The sequence below is a fragment of the Planomonospora antibiotica genome, from assembly GCF_014647955.1.
Lineage (GTDB): Bacteria > Actinomycetota > Actinomycetes > Streptosporangiales > Streptosporangiaceae > Planomonospora > Planomonospora parontospora.
On the sequence record NZ_BMQE01000001.1, the window covers coordinates 71,557 to 91,052 of the forward strand.

At 72.6% G+C, this 19,496-nt stretch carries 15 protein-coding genes; 12 read left to right on the forward strand and 3 right to left on the reverse strand.

Annotation, left to right across the window (positions count from 1 at the left end):
* Positions 1–31: 31 nt before the first annotated feature.
* Complete coding sequence (locus IEZ06_RS00345) at positions 32–1,009, reverse strand: metal ABC transporter substrate-binding protein (RefSeq protein ID WP_229797681.1); 978 nt, start codon at positions 1,007–1,009, stop codon at positions 32–34.
* Between the two features lie 74 nt (positions 1,010–1,083).
* Positions 1,084–1,524 (reverse strand): DUF6703 family protein, encoded by a 441-nt coding sequence (locus IEZ06_RS00350; protein WP_189234625.1) that lies wholly within the window; start codon positions 1,522–1,524, stop codon positions 1,084–1,086.
* A gap of 241 nt (positions 1,525–1,765) precedes the next feature.
* Here IEZ06_RS00350 and IEZ06_RS00355 point away from each other — a divergent pair, with 241 nt between their 5' ends.
* The 7 genes from IEZ06_RS00355 to IEZ06_RS00385 all read left to right on the forward strand — a co-directional run bounded on the left by IEZ06_RS00355 (position 1,766) and on the right by IEZ06_RS00385 (position 11,724).
* Positions 1,766–3,160 (forward strand): BtrH N-terminal domain-containing protein, encoded by a 1,395-nt coding sequence (locus IEZ06_RS00355; protein WP_203871987.1) that lies wholly within the window; start codon positions 1,766–1,768, stop codon positions 3,158–3,160.
* A 25-nt stretch (positions 3,161–3,185) separates the two neighbouring features.
* Entirely contained in the window at positions 3,186–3,464 is a 279-nt protein-coding gene (locus IEZ06_RS00360) for an antibiotic biosynthesis monooxygenase family protein (protein WP_068896852.1), read from the forward strand.
* 205 nt (positions 3,465–3,669) lie between these two features.
* Positions 3,670–5,055: a glycine--tRNA ligase gene (locus tag IEZ06_RS00365; RefSeq protein ID WP_189234626.1), complete on the forward strand. Its 1,386-nt coding sequence runs from the start codon at positions 3,670–3,672 to the stop codon at positions 5,053–5,055.
* A 114-nt stretch (positions 5,056–5,169) separates the two neighbouring features.
* Positions 5,170–6,183: a LacI family DNA-binding transcriptional regulator gene (locus tag IEZ06_RS00370; RefSeq protein ID WP_189234627.1), complete on the forward strand. Its 1,014-nt coding sequence runs from the start codon at positions 5,170–5,172 to the stop codon at positions 6,181–6,183.
* Between the two features lie 157 nt (positions 6,184–6,340).
* Entirely contained in the window at positions 6,341–7,312 is a 972-nt protein-coding gene (locus IEZ06_RS00375; RefSeq protein WP_189234628.1) for an acetylxylan esterase, read from the forward strand.
* A gap of 345 nt (positions 7,313–7,657) precedes the next feature.
* A complete protein-coding gene (ppdK, locus tag IEZ06_RS00380) occupies positions 7,658–10,300 on the forward strand; it encodes a pyruvate, phosphate dikinase (protein WP_189234629.1) in 2,643 nt (880 codons plus the stop codon).
* 170 nt (positions 10,301–10,470) lie between these two features.
* Entirely contained in the window at positions 10,471–11,724 is a 1,254-nt protein-coding gene (locus tag IEZ06_RS00385) for a deoxyguanosinetriphosphate triphosphohydrolase (protein ID WP_189234630.1), read from the forward strand.
* Between the two features lie 86 nt (positions 11,725–11,810).
* On the opposite strand, the gene IEZ06_RS00390 is transcribed toward IEZ06_RS00385, so the two are convergent.
* Complete coding sequence (locus tag IEZ06_RS00390; RefSeq protein WP_189234890.1) at positions 11,811–12,701, reverse strand: M23 family metallopeptidase; 891 nt, start codon at positions 12,699–12,701, stop codon at positions 11,811–11,813.
* Positions 12,702–12,952: 251 nt separating this feature from the next.
* Here IEZ06_RS00390 and dnaG point away from each other — a divergent pair, with 251 nt between their 5' ends.
* The 5 genes from dnaG to IEZ06_RS00415 all read left to right on the forward strand — a co-directional run bounded on the left by dnaG (position 12,953) and on the right by IEZ06_RS00415 (position 19,438).
* Positions 12,953–14,845: a DNA primase gene (dnaG, locus tag IEZ06_RS00395; RefSeq protein ID WP_189234631.1), complete on the forward strand. Its 1,893-nt coding sequence runs from the start codon at positions 12,953–12,955 to the stop codon at positions 14,843–14,845.
* Positions 14,846–15,030: 185 nt separating this feature from the next.
* Positions 15,031–16,134: an RNA polymerase sigma factor RpoD gene (gene rpoD, locus IEZ06_RS00400; protein ID WP_189234632.1), complete on the forward strand. Its 1,104-nt coding sequence runs from the start codon at positions 15,031–15,033 to the stop codon at positions 16,132–16,134.
* A 311-nt stretch (positions 16,135–16,445) separates the two neighbouring features.
* Positions 16,446–17,648 (forward strand): iron uptake transporter deferrochelatase/peroxidase subunit, encoded by a 1,203-nt coding sequence (gene efeB / locus IEZ06_RS00405; protein WP_189234633.1) that lies wholly within the window; start codon positions 16,446–16,448, stop codon positions 17,646–17,648.
* 24 nt (positions 17,649–17,672) lie between these two features.
* A complete protein-coding gene (locus IEZ06_RS00410; RefSeq protein WP_189234634.1) occupies positions 17,673–18,980 on the forward strand; it encodes an MGH1-like glycoside hydrolase domain-containing protein in 1,308 nt (435 codons plus the stop codon).
* Positions 18,977–19,438, forward strand: a complete 462-nt coding sequence (locus IEZ06_RS00415) for a hypothetical protein (RefSeq protein ID WP_189234635.1) — start codon at positions 18,977–18,979, stop codon at positions 19,436–19,438. Before IEZ06_RS00410 ends, IEZ06_RS00415 begins: the two co-directional genes overlap by 4 nt.
* Positions 19,439–19,496 lie beyond the last annotated feature (58 nt).

Consider the following 19,496-nt stretch of genomic DNA (forward strand, 5'->3'; position numbering starts at 1 on the left):
AACGCTTCTTCTCTATCTGTCACGTGGTGCCTTACGAGCAGCTGAGCGCCTTCTTGAGGGTGGTGAGGTTCTGCCGCATGGCGGACAGGTAGTCACCGTCCGCCGGCCGGCTCTCGATCGGGTCGAGGACCGCGGTGGTGGCGCCGACCTCCTGGGCGAGAACCTCGGCGACCTTGGGGCTGACGAGGGTCTCGGTGAAAATGGTAGTCACTTTTTCCCGTTTGGCGACTTCGGCCACCTCGGCCAGGCGTGCGGGGGAGGGCTCGGCGTCCGGGTCGACGCTGATCCCGACCTGCCGGAGCTTGTAGCGGTCGGCGAGGTAGCCGAAGGCCTCGTGGCCGGTGACGATGGAGCGCGAGGCGCAGTCCGCCAGGCCCTGGGCCAGTTCGCCGTCGAGGGCGGTGAGGTCGGCGGCGGCCTTCGCGGCGCGCTCCCGGTGGCCCGCGGCGTGGGCCGGGTCGGCGGCGGCCAGCTTCTCGCCCAGCCGGGTCGCGACGGTGGCGAACCGGCTCGGGTCGAGCCAGAGGTGCGGGTCGTAGGAGACCTCGTGCCCGTGCTCCTCCTCGGCGTGCTCCTCCTCCCCATGGCCCTCCTCCGCGTGCTCCCCGGCGGCGAGGGTCTCGACCAGGGTGGCGGCGTCGAAGCCCCGGTCGGCGGCGTGCTGCTCGACCGCCTCGTCCACGGCGGGCTGCACGCCCTTGACGTAGGCCACCAGGGAGGTCTTCTCCAGCCCCGCCACCTGGGCGGGCGTCAGCTCCAGGTCGTGCGGTTCGACGCCGGGCTCGGCCAGGCCGATGACGGTGACGTCGCTTCCCCCCACCCGCTCGGCCAGCCACTGCAGGGGGTACAGGGCCGCGGTGACCTCGGGGCGGCCTCCCCCTGCGCCGCCGGTGCCGCCGGCCGATTCGGCGGCACCGGAGCCGCAGGCGGCGGTGGCGGCGAGGAGGGCGGTCCCGGTGAGCAGGCCGGCTGCGCGCATGCGGATACGTCGGGAGGAGTCGGACATCATGTCCAACAGTATGCGCGTAAATGAAAACGGTTGTCAAAATCGAGACGGGGTCGCCGCCGGTCGGGCCGGCGCTGTCAGAAGGCTCCGAACCGGTCGGCGGCCAGCAGCAGGAGGAAGGTCAGCAGGGCGACCCGGAGGATGCGGCCCCTGGCGCCCAGGGACGGCCAGGACATGTAGGCCAGCCAGCCGACGAACGCGACCACCGGGAGCACGGCGAGACCGCCCCAGAAGGACGGCACCGCGAACCCGGCCAGGAGGAGGACGACGAGGAGCACCGGAGGGATCCAGCGGGGCAGCTGGAACAGGAACACCAGAGGCGCGGCGCTGAACCGCTCGACCTTCTGCCGGAGCCCGGTCGCATCGGGGGTGAAGAACTGCTCGCCGGGCGGGAGCGGGCGCCGGGGAGCCGTGCGGCCGGGTCCGGATCCGGTCGTGCGGCCGGAGGCGGCACGCCGGGCGAGAGGGTGCGCGGGACGCCCGGAGCCGGGACGCTCGGAGCTGCTCTTGTCGGCCACGGCCAGAGCCTAACGCCGGGTCGGCCCGCTTGTGGCCGGGGCGGGCCGTACGTAGACTCGGCGGCGGCGGACTCCCACGCCGAACCTCCTCGATCGGGCACCCACGCCGCCCGTGTTCCACGGAGGCAAAGGGGATTCACGTGCCTCGGGAGGCTGCGGGTCCCGTGCGCCGACCGACGTCGCGGCGGGCCGACCGGCAGGCGTGGGCTGCGGGTGGCCGTACGCCGCGAGCGGAGTCAGCATGACCAGCAAGAAGCAGCTCAAGCTCCGGATCCGGGCGCGGATGGCGAAGACCGGCGAGAGCTACACCGCCGCCCGCCGCCATGTCGTCGACCGGCCCGAGCCCGCGACCGACGGAGCCTGGACCTTCCACGGCGGGCGCCACCCGGGCAGCGCGGCCATCGCCGGAGTCCTCGCCAACGGGGGCGTCCCCGTCGGCGAGCCGATGGTCTTCCTCGCCGGAGGCGGCATCGGCGCCGGATACATCCTGTGGGAGTTCAAGCACGACGGCAGCCGCCACCTCACGCTCGGCTTCCGCAACCAGTGGCAGTACCACGACCGCTGGACGGCCAAGGCCCTGGACCGGCTCGGCGTCGGCTTCACCGCGCACACCACCTCGGGGGCCAAGGGCGCGTCCGCCGCCCTCGCCGCGGAACTGGACGCGGGACGGCCCTGCATCGTGCTGCCCGACCGCTACCGCGTCGGCTACTGGGGCCTCCCGGAGAGCCTGGACGGGCACGGCGGGCACCCGGTGGTCGTCTACCGGAGCGACGGCGGGGACGTGCTCGTCGACGACCGCGGGACGGCCCCGATCAGGGTGCCCCGGACGCGGATGGACGCCGCACGGGCCCGCGTGCCGTCCTACAAGAACGTCCTGCACGTCCTGGACCCCGCCCCGATCGACGCCGGACGGCTCGCCTCGGCCGCGCTGGAGGGGCTGCGCGACGCCGCCGAGCACCTGAGCGCGGCCTCCGGGTCGTTCTCGCTCCCGGCCTGGCGCAAGTGGTCGCGGATGACGGTCGACCGCCGCAACGCCAAGGGCTGGCCGAAGGTGTTCGCCGACGGGCGCGGGCTGGCGGGCGCCCTGCTGTCGATGTGGGAGGGCGTGGAGCCCGTCGGCGCGGACGGCGGCAACCTCCGCGACCTGTTCGCCGACGGGCTGGAGGAGGCCGGCGCGCTGCTGGATCTCCCGCTCGCCGGCCTGGCGGAGGAGTTCCGCCGGATCCACGGGCTCTGGCACGGCCTGGCCGAGGCGGCCTTCCCGCTCGACGTCCCGGAGTTCGCCCGGATGCGCGCGCTCACCGCCCGCATCCGCGAGTCGCTGCTGGCGGAGGGTACGGCGGGCGGCGGCGCGGGAGCGGACGCGGGGACGGCTGCGGCCGGAGCCGGCGGGACGGCCGCGGGGGAGGACCCGCGGGCGACCGCGGGGGGAGCGGGAGCGGTGATGCCGCAGGACGCGGCGGACGGAGCCGCGGAACTCCGGGAACTGCGGGAGGCGGTGGACCGGGCCTCGCCGGTCGGGGACCACGAGGCCCTCTTCGCCGACCTGAGCACGCGTCTGGCCGAGATCCACCGGGCGGAGAGCGAGGCGGTCGCGGCCCTGCGGGACCTGGTGCGGGAGCGGGGACGCGGATGACGGGGCCCTCTGGCATGCTGGGCGGATGCTCGCTCTCATCCGCTACTCGGTGCCGCCCGCGCGGGCCGGGGAGTTCCTGACCCAGGCGTACGACATCATCGACACGCTGGCCGCGCAGCCGGGCTACGTGCGCGGCCGCGTGTCGAGGTCGGTGGACGAGCCGGACCTGTGGGCGCTGGTCAGCGAGTGGGAGGGGGCGGGGTTCTACCGCCGGGCCCTCGGCGCGGCGCGGATGGCGATGTACCCGCTGATGACGCTGATGATCAACGAGCCGAGCGCCTTCGAGGACGTCGAGCGCGGGTGACCGCACCGCCCGGCCGGAGGGGGACGCACCGGAGCCGGCGCGGGGCGCGGCGGGCACGGACACGGGGCGCGGCGGACATGGGCCGCGGCGGGCACGGGCGCAGCGCGCGCGGACGCGATGTGCGCGCCCCGCCGTCCCGGGCTCCCCTAAGCTGGGAGCCCGATCGATTCCTCGCCGACCTCCAGCCGGATGGAGATTTTCCCTTATGTCACGCCGTACGGACATCATGGACACCATCGTCAGCCTCTCGAAGCGACGTGGGCTCGTCTACCCCTCCAGCGAGATCTACGGAGGCCTGCGCGCGTCGTGGGACTACGGCCCGCTGGGCGTGGAGCTCAAGAACAACGTCAAGCGGCAGTGGTGGAAGTCCATGGTCCAGGGCCGGGAGGACGTCGTCGGCCTCGACTCGTGCGTCATCCTCGCCCGCGAGGTGTGGCAGGCCAGCGGCCACGTGGAGACCTTCACCGACCCGCTGACCGAGTGCCAGTCCTGCCACAAGCGCTACCGCGCCGACCACCTCGAAGAGGCGTACGCCGAGAAACACGGCAAGCCGGCGGCCGGCGGCCTGGCCGACATCACCTGCCCCAACTGCGGCAACAAGGGCGCCTTCACCGCGCCCAAGCAGTTCAGCGGCCTGCTGAAGACCTACCTCGGCGCGGTCGAGGACGAGTCGGGCCTGGCCTACCTGCGCCCGGAGACCGCGCAGGGCATCTTCATCAACTACCTCAACGTGCAGCAGTCGGCGCGCCGGAAGATCCCGTTCGGCATCGGCCAGATCGGCAAGTCGTTCCGGAACGAGATCACCCCCGGCAACTTCATCTTCCGCACGCGCGAGTTCGAGCAGATGGAGATGGAGTTCTTCGTCAAGCCCGGCACCGACGAGGAGTGGCACCAGTACTGGATCGACGAGCGCTTCCGCTGGTACGTCGACCTGGGCATCAGCAAGGACAACCTGCGGCTCTACGAGCACCCGCAGGAGAAGCTGTCCCACTACTCCAAGCGCACCGTGGACGTGGAGTACCGCTTCAACTTCACCGGAAGCGAGTGGGGCGAGCTGGAGGGCATCGCCAACCGCACGGACTTCGACCTGACCGCGCACGGCAAGGCCTCCGGCACCGACCTGAGCTTCTTCGAGCAGGACACGGGCGAGCGCTACGTGCCGTACGTGATCGAGCCCGCCGCCGGCGTCGACCGCGCGACGCTCACCTTCCTGATCGACGCCTACACCGAGGACGAGGCGCCCAACGCCAAGGGCGTCATGGAGAAGCGCACGGTCATGCGCCTCGACCACCGGCTCGCACCGGTCAAGGTCGCGGTCCTCCCGCTGTCGCGCAACGCCGACCTGTCGCCGAAGGCCAAGGACCTGGCCGCCCAGCTCCGCAGGCGCTGGAACGTCGAGTTCGACGACGCGGGCGCCATCGGCCGCCGCTACCGCCGCCAGGACGAGATCGGCACGCCGTTCTGCGTCACCGTCGACTTCGACACCCTGGACGACCACGCGGTGACCATCCGCGAGCGGGACTCCATGGCCCAGGAGCGGGTCGCCCTCGACCAGGTCGACTCCTACCTCCGGCAGCACCTCAACGACTGACCCGCCGCCCGTGACGTACGGCTCCCGCCCCCTCCGGACGGGAGCCGTACCCGCCCCGGGGAGCGGTCGGCGGCCCCCGCGCAAGACGAACCGGTGAACCCGGCAGGTGATGCGGTGAAGCGACCCACGATCGATGACATCGCCCGCCGCGCGGGGGTCTCGAAGGGGGCCGTCTCGTTCGCGCTGAACGGCCGGCCCGGCGTGTCGGCGGAGACCCGGCACCGGATCCTGGCGATCGCCACCGAGCTCGGCTGGCAGCCGAGCAGCGTCGCCCGCGCGCTCTCGGAGGGCAGGGCCGACGTGCTGGGCCTCGTCGTGGCCCGCCCGGCCCGCACGCTGGGTCTGGAGCCGTTCTTCATGCAGCTGGTCTCCGGGATCGAGGGGGCGCTCTCGGCGGCCTCGGTGGGCCTGCTGCTGCAGATGACCGAGGACCCGGAGACGGAGATCGCGGTCTACCGCCGCTGGTGGGCGCAGCGCCGGGTGGCCGGGGTGATCCTGGTGGACCTGCGGGTGGACGACCTGCGCGTCGCGGTCCTGGAGGAGTCGGGGATGCCCGCCGTCGTCGTCGGCGGACCCGAGGGGGCCGGCCGGCTGCCGGCCGTCTGGAGCGACGACGCCGAGGCGATCGAGTCAGTGGTGGAGCACCTGGGAGCGCTGGGGCACCGCAGGATCGCCCGGGTGGCCGGCCCGGAGGCGCTGCGGCACACGGTCGTCAGGACCCGCGCGATGGAGGGGGCGGCCGCCGCGCGCGGCATGGAGAGCGTCACCGTGCACACCGACTACGGCGCCGACGCGGGAGCGGACGCGACCCTGCGGCTGCTGCGTTCCCGGTACCGTCCCACGGCGGTCGTCTACGACAACGACGTCATGGCGGTGGCGGGCACGGCGGCCGCCCAGGACGCCGGGATCGCCGTGCCGGAGCGGTTGTCGGTGGTGGCCTGGGACGACTCCGCGCTGTGCCGGCTGACCCGCCCGCACCTCACCGCGGTGAGCCGGGACATCGCCGCCTTCGGCGCGCGGGCCGCGCAGAGCCTGCTCGACCTGGTGGCGGGAGCCGAGGTCGGCTCGTGCCGGGACGCAACGCCCCGGCTGGTGGTCCGGGGGAGCACCGCGCCGCCCGCGGGGTGAGCGGGGAAGCCCGCGGCACCCGACCACCGGGGACGCCGGGTCCGGGAGGCACCGCGCCGTCCGCGGGGTGAGCGGAAAGGCCCGCGGCCGCCCGGTTGACCGCGTCCGCGCCGGGGCGGGATCCTGTCCGCCTCCCTCACCTGACAAGGAGCTGACGATGTTCGTCGACATGCCGCTGGACCAGTTGCGCGGCTACCTGCCCGAGCGGCCGGAGCCCGCCGACTTCGACGCCTTCTGGGACCGTACGCTGACCGGGGCCCGCAAGCACGACCTCGGCGCGGTCTTCACCCCGCACCCGAGCGCGCTGACGGTGGCCGACGTCTACGACGTGACCTACGCCGGGTACGGCGGGCATGCGATCAAGGGCTGGCTGCTCGTGCCGCGCGGGGCGGAGGGCCCGGTGCCGTGCGTGGTGGAGTACATCGGCTACGGGGGCGGCCGGGGCCTGCCGATCGACTGGCTGCTGTGGCCGTCGTTCGGCTGGGCGGTGTTCGTGATGGACTCCCGGGGCCAGGGGGCGGGCGGCTGGCGGCGCGGTGACACCGCCGACCCGGAGCCGGGCACGGGCCCGCAGACCCCGGGTGTGATGACCAAGGGCGTCCACGACCCGGACGACTACTACTACCGGCGGCTCTACACCGACGCCGTCCGGGCGGTGGAGGCGGCCAGGACCCATCCGGCGGTGGACCCCGGCAGGATCGCGGTGTCGGGCGGCAGCCAGGGCGGCGCCATGGCGCTGGCGGTCTCCGCACTCGTGCCGGACCTCGCCTGCGCGCTGATCAGCGTGCCGTTCATGTGCCACATCCGGCACGCCGTGCAGATCACGGACGAGAACCCCTACGCCGAGCTCGCCGTCTACTGCCGGGTCTTCAAGGACCGGGTGGAGGAGGTCTTCACGACCCTGTCGTACTTCGACGGGCTCAACTTCGCGGCCCGCTCCGCCACCCCGGCGCTGTTCTCGGTGGGCCTGCGCGACGGCGTCACCCCGCCCTCCACGGTCTTCGCCGCCCACAACCACTACGCGGGGCCGAAGGAGATGCGGGTCTACCCGTACAACGGCCACGAGGGCGGCGAGTCCGCCCACGCCATGGAGCAGGCCGCGTTCCTGCGGGCGGCCCTCGGCGCCTGACGCCCGGCCGGTCCGGGCGCGAGTGGGGAAGTGCGGGGTACGGCGTGCGCGCCGTACCCCGTATTCGTGGTGCGCTCCCGCCCGGCCGGCGGGGGCGCGTGGAACGCGGGCGAACCGCGGAGAACGATCCGGAATTGGTTTACACCAATTGGTTTATACCAATTCTAGGGGTGACCGATATCACGTGGAAAATGTTGCCGATTTTAATTGGATTAGACCGCTGAGTGGGCTTTGACCTGCATGGACATGCTTCGCGGGTAAGGGTGGCGTTTCATTTGCCTCTTCATCGGTAGAGTCCCGACTAAGGCGAAGAGCGCGTCATTTGAAGCCGTAGAAGGAGCAGCCGTGCCCAAGTACGTATACGACTTCACCGAGGGCAACAAGGATCTCAAGGATCTGCTCGGCGGTAAGGGGGCCAATCTGGCCGAGATGACCAATCTCGGTCTGCCGGTCCCCCCCGGCTTCACGATCACCACTGAGGCGTGCCGCAGCTTCCTCGCCGGAGGCGCGCTCCCCGACGGCCTGGAGGAGGAGATCGCCCTCCACCTGACCGCGCTGGAGAAGCGGATGGGCCGCCGGCTGGGCCAGGCCGACGACCCCCTCCTGGTGAGCGTGCGCTCCGGCGCCAAGTTCTCCATGCCCGGCATGATGGAGACCGTCCTCAACATCGGACTGAACGACGAGTCCGTGCGCGGCCTGGCCAAGCAGGCCGGCGGGAACGAGCGCTTCGCCTGGGACTCCTACCGCCGCCTGATCCAGATGTTCGGCAGGACCGTCCAGGGCATCGACGGCGAGCTGTTCGACGGGGCCCTGGAGCGGCTCAAGGCCGGCCGCAGCGACCTGGACCTGCAGGCCGAGGACTTCCAGCGCCTGGTCGAGACCTACAAGGAGATCGTCCGCGCCGAGACCGGCGAGGACTTCCCCGCCGACCCCTACCGGCAGATGCGGATGGCCGTCGAGGCCGTCTTCGCGTCGTGGAACGCCCCGCGCGCGGTGCTCTACCGCCGCCAGGAGCGCATCCCGGCCGACCTGGGCACCGCCGTCAACGTCTGCTCGATGGTCTTCGGCAACTGCGGCATGGACTCGGGCACCGGCGTGGCCTTCACCCGCGACCCCGGCAGCGGCCAGCAGGGCGTCTACGGCGACTACCTGCAGAACGCCCAGGGCGAGGACGTGGTGGCCGGCATCCGCAACACCATGCCCCTGCAGGAGCTGGAGGCCATCGACAGGGACTCCTACGACGAGCTCATGCGGATCATGGAGAAGCTGGAGAACCACTACCGCGACCTGTGCGACATCGAGTTCACGGTCGAGCGCGGGAAGCTGTGGATGCTCCAGACCCGGGTGGGCAAGCGGACGGCCGCGGCCGCGTTCCGCATCGCCGTGCAGCTGGTGGACCAGGGCCTGATCGACCTCGACGAGGCGGTCACCCGCGTCACCGGCGACCAGCTGGCCCAGCTCATGTTCCCCCGCTTCGACGGCGGCGCGGACAGGAAGCGGATCGCCAGGGGGATGAACGCCTCCCCGGGCGCGGCGGTCGGCAAGGCGGTCTTCTCCTCCGAGCGGGCCGTCGAACTCGCCGCGGCGGGCGAGGCCGTGATCCTGGTCCGCCGGGAGACCAACCCCGACGACCTCTCCGGGATGATCGCCGCCCAGGGCGTGCTCACCTCGCGCGGCGGCAAGACCTCCCACGCCGCCGTGGTCGCCCGCGGCATGGGCAAGACCTGCGTCTGCGGAGCCGAGGAGCTGGAGGTCTCCGCCGCCGAGCGCCGCTTCACCGCCCCCGGCGGCGTCGTGGTCGCCGAGGGCGACGTCATCTCCATCGACGGCTCCAGCGGCGAGGTGTTCCTGGGCGAGGTGCCCGTGGTCGCCTCCCCGGTCGTGGAGTACTTCGAAGGCGCCCCCGTCGGTGACGACGAGCTGGTCGCCGCCGTGCACCGGATCATGTCCCACGCCGACTCCGCCCGCCGCCTGGCCGTGCGGGCCAACGCCGACAACGCCGAGGACGCCGCCCGCGCCCGGAGGTTCGGCGCCCAGGGCATCGGGCTGTGCCGTACCGAGCACATGTTCCTCGGCGACCGCCGGCAGCTGGTCGAGGACCTCGTCCTGGCCGACGGCGACGGCGAGCGCGAGCGGGCGCTGGCCGCCCTGGAGCCGCTGCAGCGGGCGGACTTCGCCGAGATCTTCCGGGCGATGGACGGACTGCCCGTCACCGTCCGCCTGCTCGACCCGCCGCTCCACGAGTTCCTGCCCGACTACACCGAGCTCTCGGTCAAGGTCGCCCTCGCCGGGGACCGGGCCTCCGGCAAGGACCGCAGGCTGCTCGCCGCGGTCAAGCGCCTGCACGAGCAGAACCCCATGCTGGGCCTGCGCGGCGTACGGCTCGGCCTGGTCGTCCCCGGCCTGTTCGCCATGCAGGTCCGGGCGATCGCCGAAGCGGCCAGGGCGGTGCCCGGTGCCCGCGCGGAGATCATGATCCCGCTCGTCGGCGCCGTCCAGGAGCTGGAGTGCGTCAGGGAGGAGGCGGCCGGGATCCTGGCGGAGGCGGGGGTCGAGGCGGCGGTCGGCACGATGATCGAGGTGCCGCGCGCCGCGCTCACCGCGGGCCAGATCGCCGAGGCCGCCGAGTTCTTCTCCTTCGGCACCAACGACCTCACCCAGATGACCTGGGGCTTCTCCCGCGACGACGTCGAGGCCGCGTTCTTCTCCCGCTACCTGGACCTGGGCGTCTTCGGCGTCTCCCCGTTCGAGACCCTGGACCGCGGCGGCGTCGGCCGGCTCGTGCGGATCGCCGCCGAGGAGGGCCGCAGGGCCCGGCCCGGCCTCAAGCTCGGCATCTGCGGCGAGCACGGCGGCGACCCCGACTCGATCCACTTCTGCCACGAGGCCGGCCTGGACTACGTGTCCTGCTCGCCGTTCCGCGTGCCGGTCGCCCGGCTGGAGGCCGGCCGCGCGGCCCTGGCCTGCGCCGGCTCCGACACCCGCTGACCGGGGATCCGCGACGGAATCCGTACCGGGGTCCGCGCCCGCCGGGGGACGGGCACGGACCCCGCGGGTCCCGGAGGCGACGGGAAGTCCTCCGGATCCCGTAGCGTCCGCGAGTGTTTACTGACGGTCAGGCATGGAACGGTCCTATCGGGGATAAAATCACTGCACTTATGCATCGCTATGACGAGTCCGATCAGGCCCGATGGGTGCCGGAACCCCCCGGCAACCCCGAGCGAGGCCCGTTCGCCCGGGACCGCGCGCGCGTGCTGCACAGCGCCGGGCTGCGGCGGCTGGCGGCCAAGACGCAGGTGGTCGGGCCGGGGGAGACCCTGGCCAGCGGGCAGCACATCCCCCGCACCCGGCTGACCCACTCCCTGGAGTGCGCGCAGATCGGCCGCGAGATGGGCGAGGCGCTCGGCCGCGACCCCGACCTGGTGGAGACCGCCTGCCTGGCCCACGATCTCGGGCATCCGCCCTTCGGGCACAACGGCGAGACCGCGCTCAACGAGGTCGCCGCCTCGTGCGGCGGCTTCGAGGGCAACGCGCAGAACCTGCGCCTGCTGACCCGGCTGGAGGCCAAGGTCCTCACCGAGGACGGCCGCAGCGCCGGGCTGAACCTGACCCGGGCCACCCTCGACGCGGCCTGCAAGTACCCCTGGCGCCGCCCGGAGCCGGTCGAGGGGGTCACCGGCCGCCGGCCGTACGGCGCCTACGACGACGACCTGCCGGTCTTCGAGTGGATCCGGCGGGGCGCCCCGGCCGGTCGGGTGAGCTTCGAGGCGCAGATCATGGACTGGGCCGACGACGTCGCCTACTCGGTGCACGACCTGGAGGACGCCCTGCACGCGGGGGAGGTCACCCTGGGGATGCTGCGCGACGGGGCCGAGCGCCGCGACGTGTGCGCCACCACCCGCGCCTGGTACGCCCCGGAGGCCGACCCCGCCGAGCTGGAGGACGTCTTCGCCCGGCTGGTCGCCTCGCCGCTCTGGCCGCGCGAGGTCGACGGCTCCATGTCCGGCCTCGCCACGCTCAAAGGCCTCACCAGCGCGCTCATCGGCCGCTTCTGCAGGTCCGCCGAGGTGGCCACCCGGGAGGCGTACGGCCCGGCCCCCGGCCGCTACGGCGCCGAACTGGTCGTGCCGAGGGCCAGCCGCCTGGAGTGCGCGGTGCTCAAGGGGGTCACCGTCCACTACGTGATCACCCGGGAGGACCACAGCGCCAACCGGGCCCGGCAGCGGGAGCTGATCCACGACCTGGCCCGCCTGATCGCACGGGACGCCCCGGACTCCCTGGAGCCCGCGCTCCGGCCGGCCTTCGCCAGGGCGGGCGACGACGCCGCCCGGCTGCGCGTGGTCGTCGACCAGATCGCGTCGCTGACCGACACCTCGGCGGTCACCTGGCACCGCCGCCTGAGCGGGCGCTGACGGACGCTGAGAGGCGCTGAGAGGCGCTGAGGGCGTTCCCGGCGGGGCCCCGGGCGGAGAACCGGTCGGAGGGCTCGGCGGGAGCGTCACCCGTTCAGGGTGGTGACCTGCCTGCTCTCCTCCACCGGCTTCTTGCGCGGCTTCCTGGTGGGCGTGGGGGTGGGCTCCGGCCTGGACGTGCACAGGATCGCGCACGCGGGAGTCCGGCCGGTCCGCTTCATGAGGGCCCGCGCCTCGTCCGCGGGGGACAGGGTGCGGTTCCCCTCCCGCCAGGCGTCCAGGTAGTTCCAGGGCTTGACCATGCCCCGCCGCACCCACCACGCGGAGGGCTCGGTCTTCCAGGAGATGGCGAAGTAGAGGTTGCTGGCGGTGTCGCGGGCGTTGCCGGAGTTGCCGATCCGCCCGAGCACCTGCCCGGCCTTGACCCGGGTGCCGGGTGCGATCCCCGGCTCGACCGAGTCGAGGTGGCCGCCCAGGTAGAGCACGCCGTCCTCCCCGGCGACCGTGACGAACCGGCCCTCGCGGTCCTGCCCCCGGTCGGTGGAGGGCTTCCACCGGTTCTTGATGTTGACCTCGTGGACCACGCCGTCCACCGGGGAGACGAACGAGCAGCCCTTGCCCGCCCAGATCGTGGTCTTGGGCAGCACCAGCAGCTTGCGCTGGTAGGTGGCCTCGCAGCCCTGCACGGGGAAGGCGTAGGTGAACTCCGAGACCTTCGGCGGGGGCACCGGGACGGGCTCGTCGCCCGGGGGCGGCTGCACGGCCATCGGGGACGGCGAGGGCGTCGCGGCGCCGGTGTCGGCGTCGGCCGTAGGCGGCGGGATCGTCGCGGTCACCGAGTCCGGGGCCGCGACCAGTTCGGCGGAGGCCGGAGGCACCGTGCTGACACCCGCCACCCCGGCCGGAGAGGCGCACGCTCCGGTGACGAGGACGACGCCCGCCACGGCGGCCAGTCGTGTTATGTGCACCGATCTCATGATGTCCACCCGCATAAGTTATCCAGAATCGGCCGTTACCTTTGTAACGGACCTCATCATCGACCACGACCGGTTCGGGAAAGTCGCTTTGAGGTCGCTTCCCGCCGATCTCCGGCATCGTCGCGGCATCGTCCCGGCACTGAGACCGGCACCGAGCCCGGTCCGGAACCGGTCCGGAACCGGTCCGAGCCCGGTCCGGAGGCCGGTCCGGCGCCACCGGAGCTGTCGGAGCGCCGGACTAGACTCGCGGCGTGGCAGGCCGGATCAGTGATGAGGACATCGCGCTCGTGCGGGAGCGCTCACCGATCGCCGACGTCGTGGGCGAGCACATCCAGCTCCGCAACGCCGGCGGCGGCAACCTGAAGGGGCTCTGCCCCTTCCACGAGGAGAAGAGCCCCTCCTTCAACGTCACCCCCGCCCGCGGCTACTACTACTGCTTCGGCTGCTCCGAGGGCGGCGACGTCATCACCTTCGTGCGCCGGATGGAGCACCTGTCGTTCGGCGAGGCCGTGGAGCGGCTGGCGCAGCGGGTCGGCATCCAGCTCCGCTACGAGCAGGGCGGCTACGTCCCCGGGCGGGAGCAGGGCGAGCGCAGCAGGTTGATCGAGGCGCACCGGGCGGCCGCGGAGTTCTACGCGGCCAAGCTGGCCGACCCGGAGGCCGCGCCGGGCCGGAGGTTCCTGTCGGAGCGCGGCTTCGAGCGGGTCGACGCCGAGCGCTTCGGGGTCGGATACGCGCCCGCCGGATGGGAGGCGCTGACGCGGCACCTCCTGGCCCGCGGGTTCACCGCCGCCGAGCTGGTCAAGGGCGGACTGGCCAAGGAGGGGCGCCGAGGGCCGATCGACCGCTTCCGGGGGCGGCTGGTCTGGCCGATCCGCGACATCACCGGCGACGTGATCGGGTTCGGCGCGCGCAAGCTGAACGACGCCGAGGACGGCCCCAAATACCTCAACACGCCGGAGAGCCCGCTCTACCGCAAGAGCGAGGTCCTCTACGGCGTCGACCTGGCCAAGCGGGAGATCTCCAAGCAGTCCCGGGCGGTGATCGTCGAGGGCTACACCGACGTGATGGCCTGCCACCTGGCGGGCGTGACGACGGCCGTGGCCACCTGCGGCACCGCGTTCGGCGCCGAGCACATCAAGGTGCTGCGGCGGCTGCTGCTGGACCACACCGGGTCGCAGGGCGAGGTGGTCTTCACCTTCGACGGCGACTCTGCCGGGCAGAAGGCGGCGCTGCGCGCCTTCGCCGACGAGCAGAAGTTCGCCACCCAGACCTACGTGGCCGTGCAGCCCGACGGGCTCGACCCGTGCGACCTGCGGGTCACCAAGGGCGACGCGGCGGTCCGCGACCTGGTGGCGAGCCGGCAGCCGCTGTTCGCGTTCGCCATCCGCAGCGTGATCTCCCGCCACGACATGAGCACCAACGAGGGGCGGCTGGCCGCGCTGGACGCCGCCGCGCCGATCGTGGCGGGCATCAGGGACCGGGCGCTGCGCCAGCTCTACGGGGTGGACCTGGACCGCTGGCTCGGCTTCAACAACGAGCGGTTCGTGATGGACCGGATCGCCGAGGTGGCCAGGGCCACCAAGGACTCCAGGGACTCCAGGGGCGCCGCCTCGGGGCGGCCGCGCGAGGGCGGGCCGGGCGGTCAGGGGCCGAGGAGGGTCGCCGACCTGACCGACCCCGGGGTGCGGATCGAGGCCGAGGTCCTGAAGCTGGCCGTGCAGCGCCCGTCGCTGCTCGGCGACCGGTTCGACGCGATCGGCGCGGAGGCCTTCACCCGGCCCGAGCACGTCGCGCTGCACAGGCTGGTCATGGAGGCCGGGGGCACCGCGGCCGGGGGCGCGGGCGGACGCGAGTGGGTGGACCGCCTGCTCGCCCTCGCGGGCGAGGACCTGCGCGGGACGGTCACCCGGCTGGCGGTGGAGGAGCTCCGCGCGGACCTCTCGAACGAGCAGCGGTACGCCTCGGACCTGATCGCCGCGCTGGAGGGCATCACGGTGTCGCGGGCGATCGAGCAGGTGAAGTCGCGACTGGAGCGGGCCGACCCGGCCGGCGGGCCGGAGGAGTACCGCCGGCTGTTCGCGGAGCTGAACGAGCTGGAGCGCCGGCGGCGCGTGCTGCGGGAGCAGGCCGCCGGAAGCTGATCACGTAATCAGCTTTAATTTCCTGACGCTCATTCGGCCAAACCCGAATAAGGTCTCGATCCGATAATGATTGCGACCTTACCTCCGGTGACAAAAATAGGCCTGCCGTTTCAGGTGACTAATACAGCAGACTGTCTCCCGTGGGTGCATCGGTACTGCCAAGCGGGCCGCCTTCGGTAGACCAGGTGGCCGACCTCGTCGCGAAGGGAAGAGAGCGCGGAAGCGTCACGGTCGATGACGTCGCCGCAGCCCTCGACAGATCCGAGCTGCCGTCCGACGCGCTGGAGCGCGTCGTGCGGATGCTCGCCGAGAACGGAGTGGAGGTCCTCGAGCCGCAGAGCGAGGAGGAGACCCCCAAGCCCGATGAGGAGGATGTCGGGAAACGAGCGCCGACCAGTGACCTGGTCCGCATCTACCTGCGGGAGATCGGGCGGGTGCCGCTGCTCACGGCGGAGGAGGAGGTGGAGCTCGCCAAGTCCATCGAGGCGGGGCTGTTCGCCGAGGAGAAGCTGGGCGGCATCGCCTCCCGGCTGGCCTTCCCCGAGCTGGGAGACCTCGTCTGGGAGGGCACGCGGGCCAAGCAGCGGCTGATCGAGGCCAACCTGCGGCTGGTCGTGTCGATCGCCAAGCGTTATGTGGGGCGCGGAATGCTGTTCCTGGATCTGATCCAGGAAGGCAACCTCGGCCTCATCCGGGCGGTCGAGAAATTCGACTACACCAAAGGCTACAAGTTCTCCACATATGCCACGTGGTGGATTCGGCAGGCGATCACCAGGGCCATCGCCGACCAGGCGCGCACGATTCGCATCCCGGTGCACATGGTCGAGACGATCAACAAGCTGGTCCGGGTCCAGCGCCAGCTCCACCAGGACCTCGGCCGCGAGCCCGCGCCGGAGGAGATCGCGCTGGAGATGGATCTCCCGATCGAGCGGGTGATCGAGATCCAGCGCATCGCCCAGGAGCCGGTCTCGCTCCAGTCGCCGATCGGCGAGGAGGACTCCGACCTCGGCGACTTCATCGAGGACGCCGACGCGGTGGTGCCGATGGAGGCCGCGGCCTTCATCATGCTGCAGGACCAGCTCGAGGAGATCCTCGCGACGCTGTCGGAGCGCGAGCAGCGCATCATCCAGTTGCGCTTCGGACTCGCCGACGGGCACCCCCGGACGCTGGAGGAGGTCGGCAGGGAGTTCGGGGTGACCCGCGAGCGCATCCGCCAGATCGAGTCCAAGACCCTGGCGAAACTGCGTCACCCGACGCGGGCGCAGATCCTGCGCGACTACCTCGACTGACATCGTCCCGGTCGAGGAGATCGGACCGAGGACCCCGGAGCGTGCTCCGGGGTCCTCGGCGTGGGAGGGGCCCACCGCCGCGCCGCCGCCGGGGTGTGCCGCCCTGTCATCGCCCCATCGCCCCATCGCCCCGGTGCGCCGCCGCCCCGGGTCCGACTCTCGCGGGGAGTTGTCCATGGAGCAGGTCAAGGAACCCGCTGACGCGGTTAACGCGCTCGCCGCGCCTCTCTCCGACCCGGCCGCGGGTGCAGCAGGCTGATCTCCGCACCCAGAACAGCCGACCTTCTCATCGAGAAGGAGTGGAGGAACATATGACCGACCTCAGCCGTCGCAGGCTTCTGACCGGCACGGGACTGGCGATGGGCGCCGGTGCCGCGGCCGGCGCCGGGCTGGTACAGCTCGGGAAGCCGGAGTCTGCCTCGGCCGCCGCATCCGGTGGTTCGATCCCCTTCCACGGAGTCCACCAGGCGGGGATCGCCACGCCCATCCAGGAGCGCCTGCACTTCGCCTCCTTCGACCTCGGCACCCGGTCGCCGGCGGAGGCGGCGGAGCTGATGAAGTCCTGGACGGCGGCGGCGGTCCGGATGACCGCGGCGGAGGAGATCGGCCGCGGGGCGACCGGCAGGGCGCTGGCCCCGCCGGACGACACCGGGGAGACCCTGGAGATGCACGCCTCGCGGCTCACGCTGACGGTCGGCTTCGGCCCCTCCTTCTTCACCAGGCTGAACCTGCCGGCGCCGGACCGGCTGAAGGAGCTCCCGGCCTTCCGGGGCGACCGGCTCGACCCGGCCCGCAGCGGCGGCGACGTCTGCGTGCAGGCGTGCGCGGACGACCCGCAGGTGGCGGTGCACGCCGTACGGAACCTGACGCGGATCGCGGCCGGCAAGGCGTCGCTGCGGTGGTCGCAGATCGGGTTCGGCAGGACCGCCTCGACCACGCCGGAGGAGAAGACCCCGCGCAACCTGATGGGGTTCAAGGACGGCACCAACAACATCTCCATGGACGACCGGTCCAAACTGAACCGGCACGTCTGGGTGGGGGAGGAGGGGCCCGGCTGGATGGAGGGCGGGTCCTACCTCGTCACCCGGCGGATCCGGATGCACCTCGACATCTGGGACCGGACCCCGCTGAAGCAGCAGGAGGACGTCATCGGCCGGTACAAGCGGACGGGCGCCCCCTACGGCGGCACCCGCGAGTTCGACCCGGTGCGGATCCACGCGCTCCCGCCCGCCTCCCACGTGCGGCTGGCCCACCCCGACTCGAACGGCGGATCCAGGATCCTGCGCCGGGGCTACTCCTACACCGACGGCACCGACGGCCAGGGACGGCTGGACGCGGGCCTGTTCTTCATCGCCTACCAGCGCGACCCGGAGGAGGGGTTCGTCAAGCTCCAGCGGTCGCTGTCGGCCCGGGACACCCTCAACGCGTTCATCCAGCACGTCGGATCGGGCGTCTGGGCCTGTCCCGGCGGGGTGAGGCCCGGGTCATTCTGGGGCGAGGCACTTTTTTCTTAGGAGATACGGGCGCAAACTGGGCAGATGGAAGCGCGGCCGGCCATAGACGACGCCGCGCTCGAGCGCGAGGCGTGGTCCGTGCTCGAGGCGAACCGGACGGGCACGGCCACCGTGCCCGCGCCCGGCCTGTACCCGCACCAGTGGAACTGGGACTCCACCTTCGTCGCGCTCGGGCTGGCCCGGCGGGCCCCCCGCCGGGCCGGGGAGGAACTGCTCAGCCTGCTGACCGGCCAGTGGGGCACCGGCATGGTGCCGCACATCGTCTTCCATCCGGCCCTGGCCGAGTCCTACTTCCCCGGTCCGTCCGTCTGGCGCTCCGCCGGCCACCCGGCGGCCCCGAGGGGGGTGCCCACCTCGGGGCTGACCCAGCCGCCGATGCAGGCGCTCGCCGCGTGGCGGGTGTGGCGCCACACCCGCGACACGGCGGACCGGGAAGAAGGCGACGCGTTCGTCCGGCGCCTCCACCCGATGCTGGCGGCCCAGCACGACTACCTGGCCGCCTGCAGGGACCTGGGCGGGGGAGGGCTGGCCGCGATCGTCCACCCCTGGGAGTCGGGGATGGACGACAGCCCGGCCTGGGACGACCCGCTGGAGGCGCTCGCGGGAGTCCGCGACGCCCGCCTGCCGGGGGAGCCCTCCGACCGGCGCCCCGGCGACCACCACGACCGCTACGTCTGGCTGGCCCTGCGCTACCGCGACTCCGGATACGACGCGGCCTACCTGCGCCAGGACCACCCCTTCGCGGTCGAGGACCCGATGTTCAACGGGATCTGGCTGGCCTCCTGCCACGCGCTCGCCGAGCTGGCCCCGGTGGCCGGGGCGGACCCGAGGCCGTACGGCGAGGCCGCCGAGCGGATCCGGGCGGCGCTGCTGGAGCGGCTGTGGAGCGGAGGAGTGTTCCAGGCGCGCGACCTGTGCGCCGGGCGGCTGATCCCCGTCTGCACGGTCGGCGGCTTCGGCCCGATGCTCGACCCCGGGATGCCCGCGGACCGGGTGGCGGAGCTGGTGGGCGTGCTGGAGTCGGCGCGCTTCATGGGCGCCGCCGGATACCCGGTGCCGAGCTGCGAGATCCGCGCCTCCCGGTTCGACCGCTCCCGCTACTGGCGGGGACCGTCCTGGGTGAACACCAACTGGCTGCTGCGGCGGGCGGCGGCGCTGCACGGCCGGGACGACCTGGCCCGCCGGCTGGGCGCGGCGACCCTCCGCCTGGTACGGCAGTCGGGCTTCCGCGAGTGCTTCGACCCCTTCGACGGCAGCGGCCGGGGCGGCCGGGACTTCTCCTGGTCGGCCGCGCTCACCCTCGACCTGCTCGCGGATAGCGTGGAGGCATGAGGCTCTTTCACCGCACGCCCGCAGAGGTCCGCGCCGCCGTCGTTCCGCCCGACCGGGTCCTGGCCTACGCCCAGGGGCCGGACGGCTACGTGATCGCCACGGACCGGGCGCTCTACCTGGGGGAGACGCGGCTGCCGTGGTCCGGGATCGACCGCGGGCTCTGGGGCGAGGAGGGGCTGACGGTCGTCACCACGGACGGGCGGGAGCACCGGGTGCCGCTGCCGGAGCCGGGACGGGTCCCGGAGGCGGTGCGGGAGCGGGTGGTCTCCTCGATCCTGGTCAGCCAGTACGTGCCGTTGGACGCACGCGGGGGAGTGAGGCTCGTGGCCCGGCGCGGGGAGGACGGAGAGGCGGTCTGGGACCTCGGGTTCGACGCGGGCCTCGACGGGAGCGATCCGGGCCTGCGGGCCCTGGCGGAGCAGGCGCTGGAGGGGGCCCGCCGGAGCTTCGGGATCTGACCGGGGCGGCGCTCCCCGGGGCGTCTCAGACGTCACCGGCCTGACGCTCGGCGCCGGA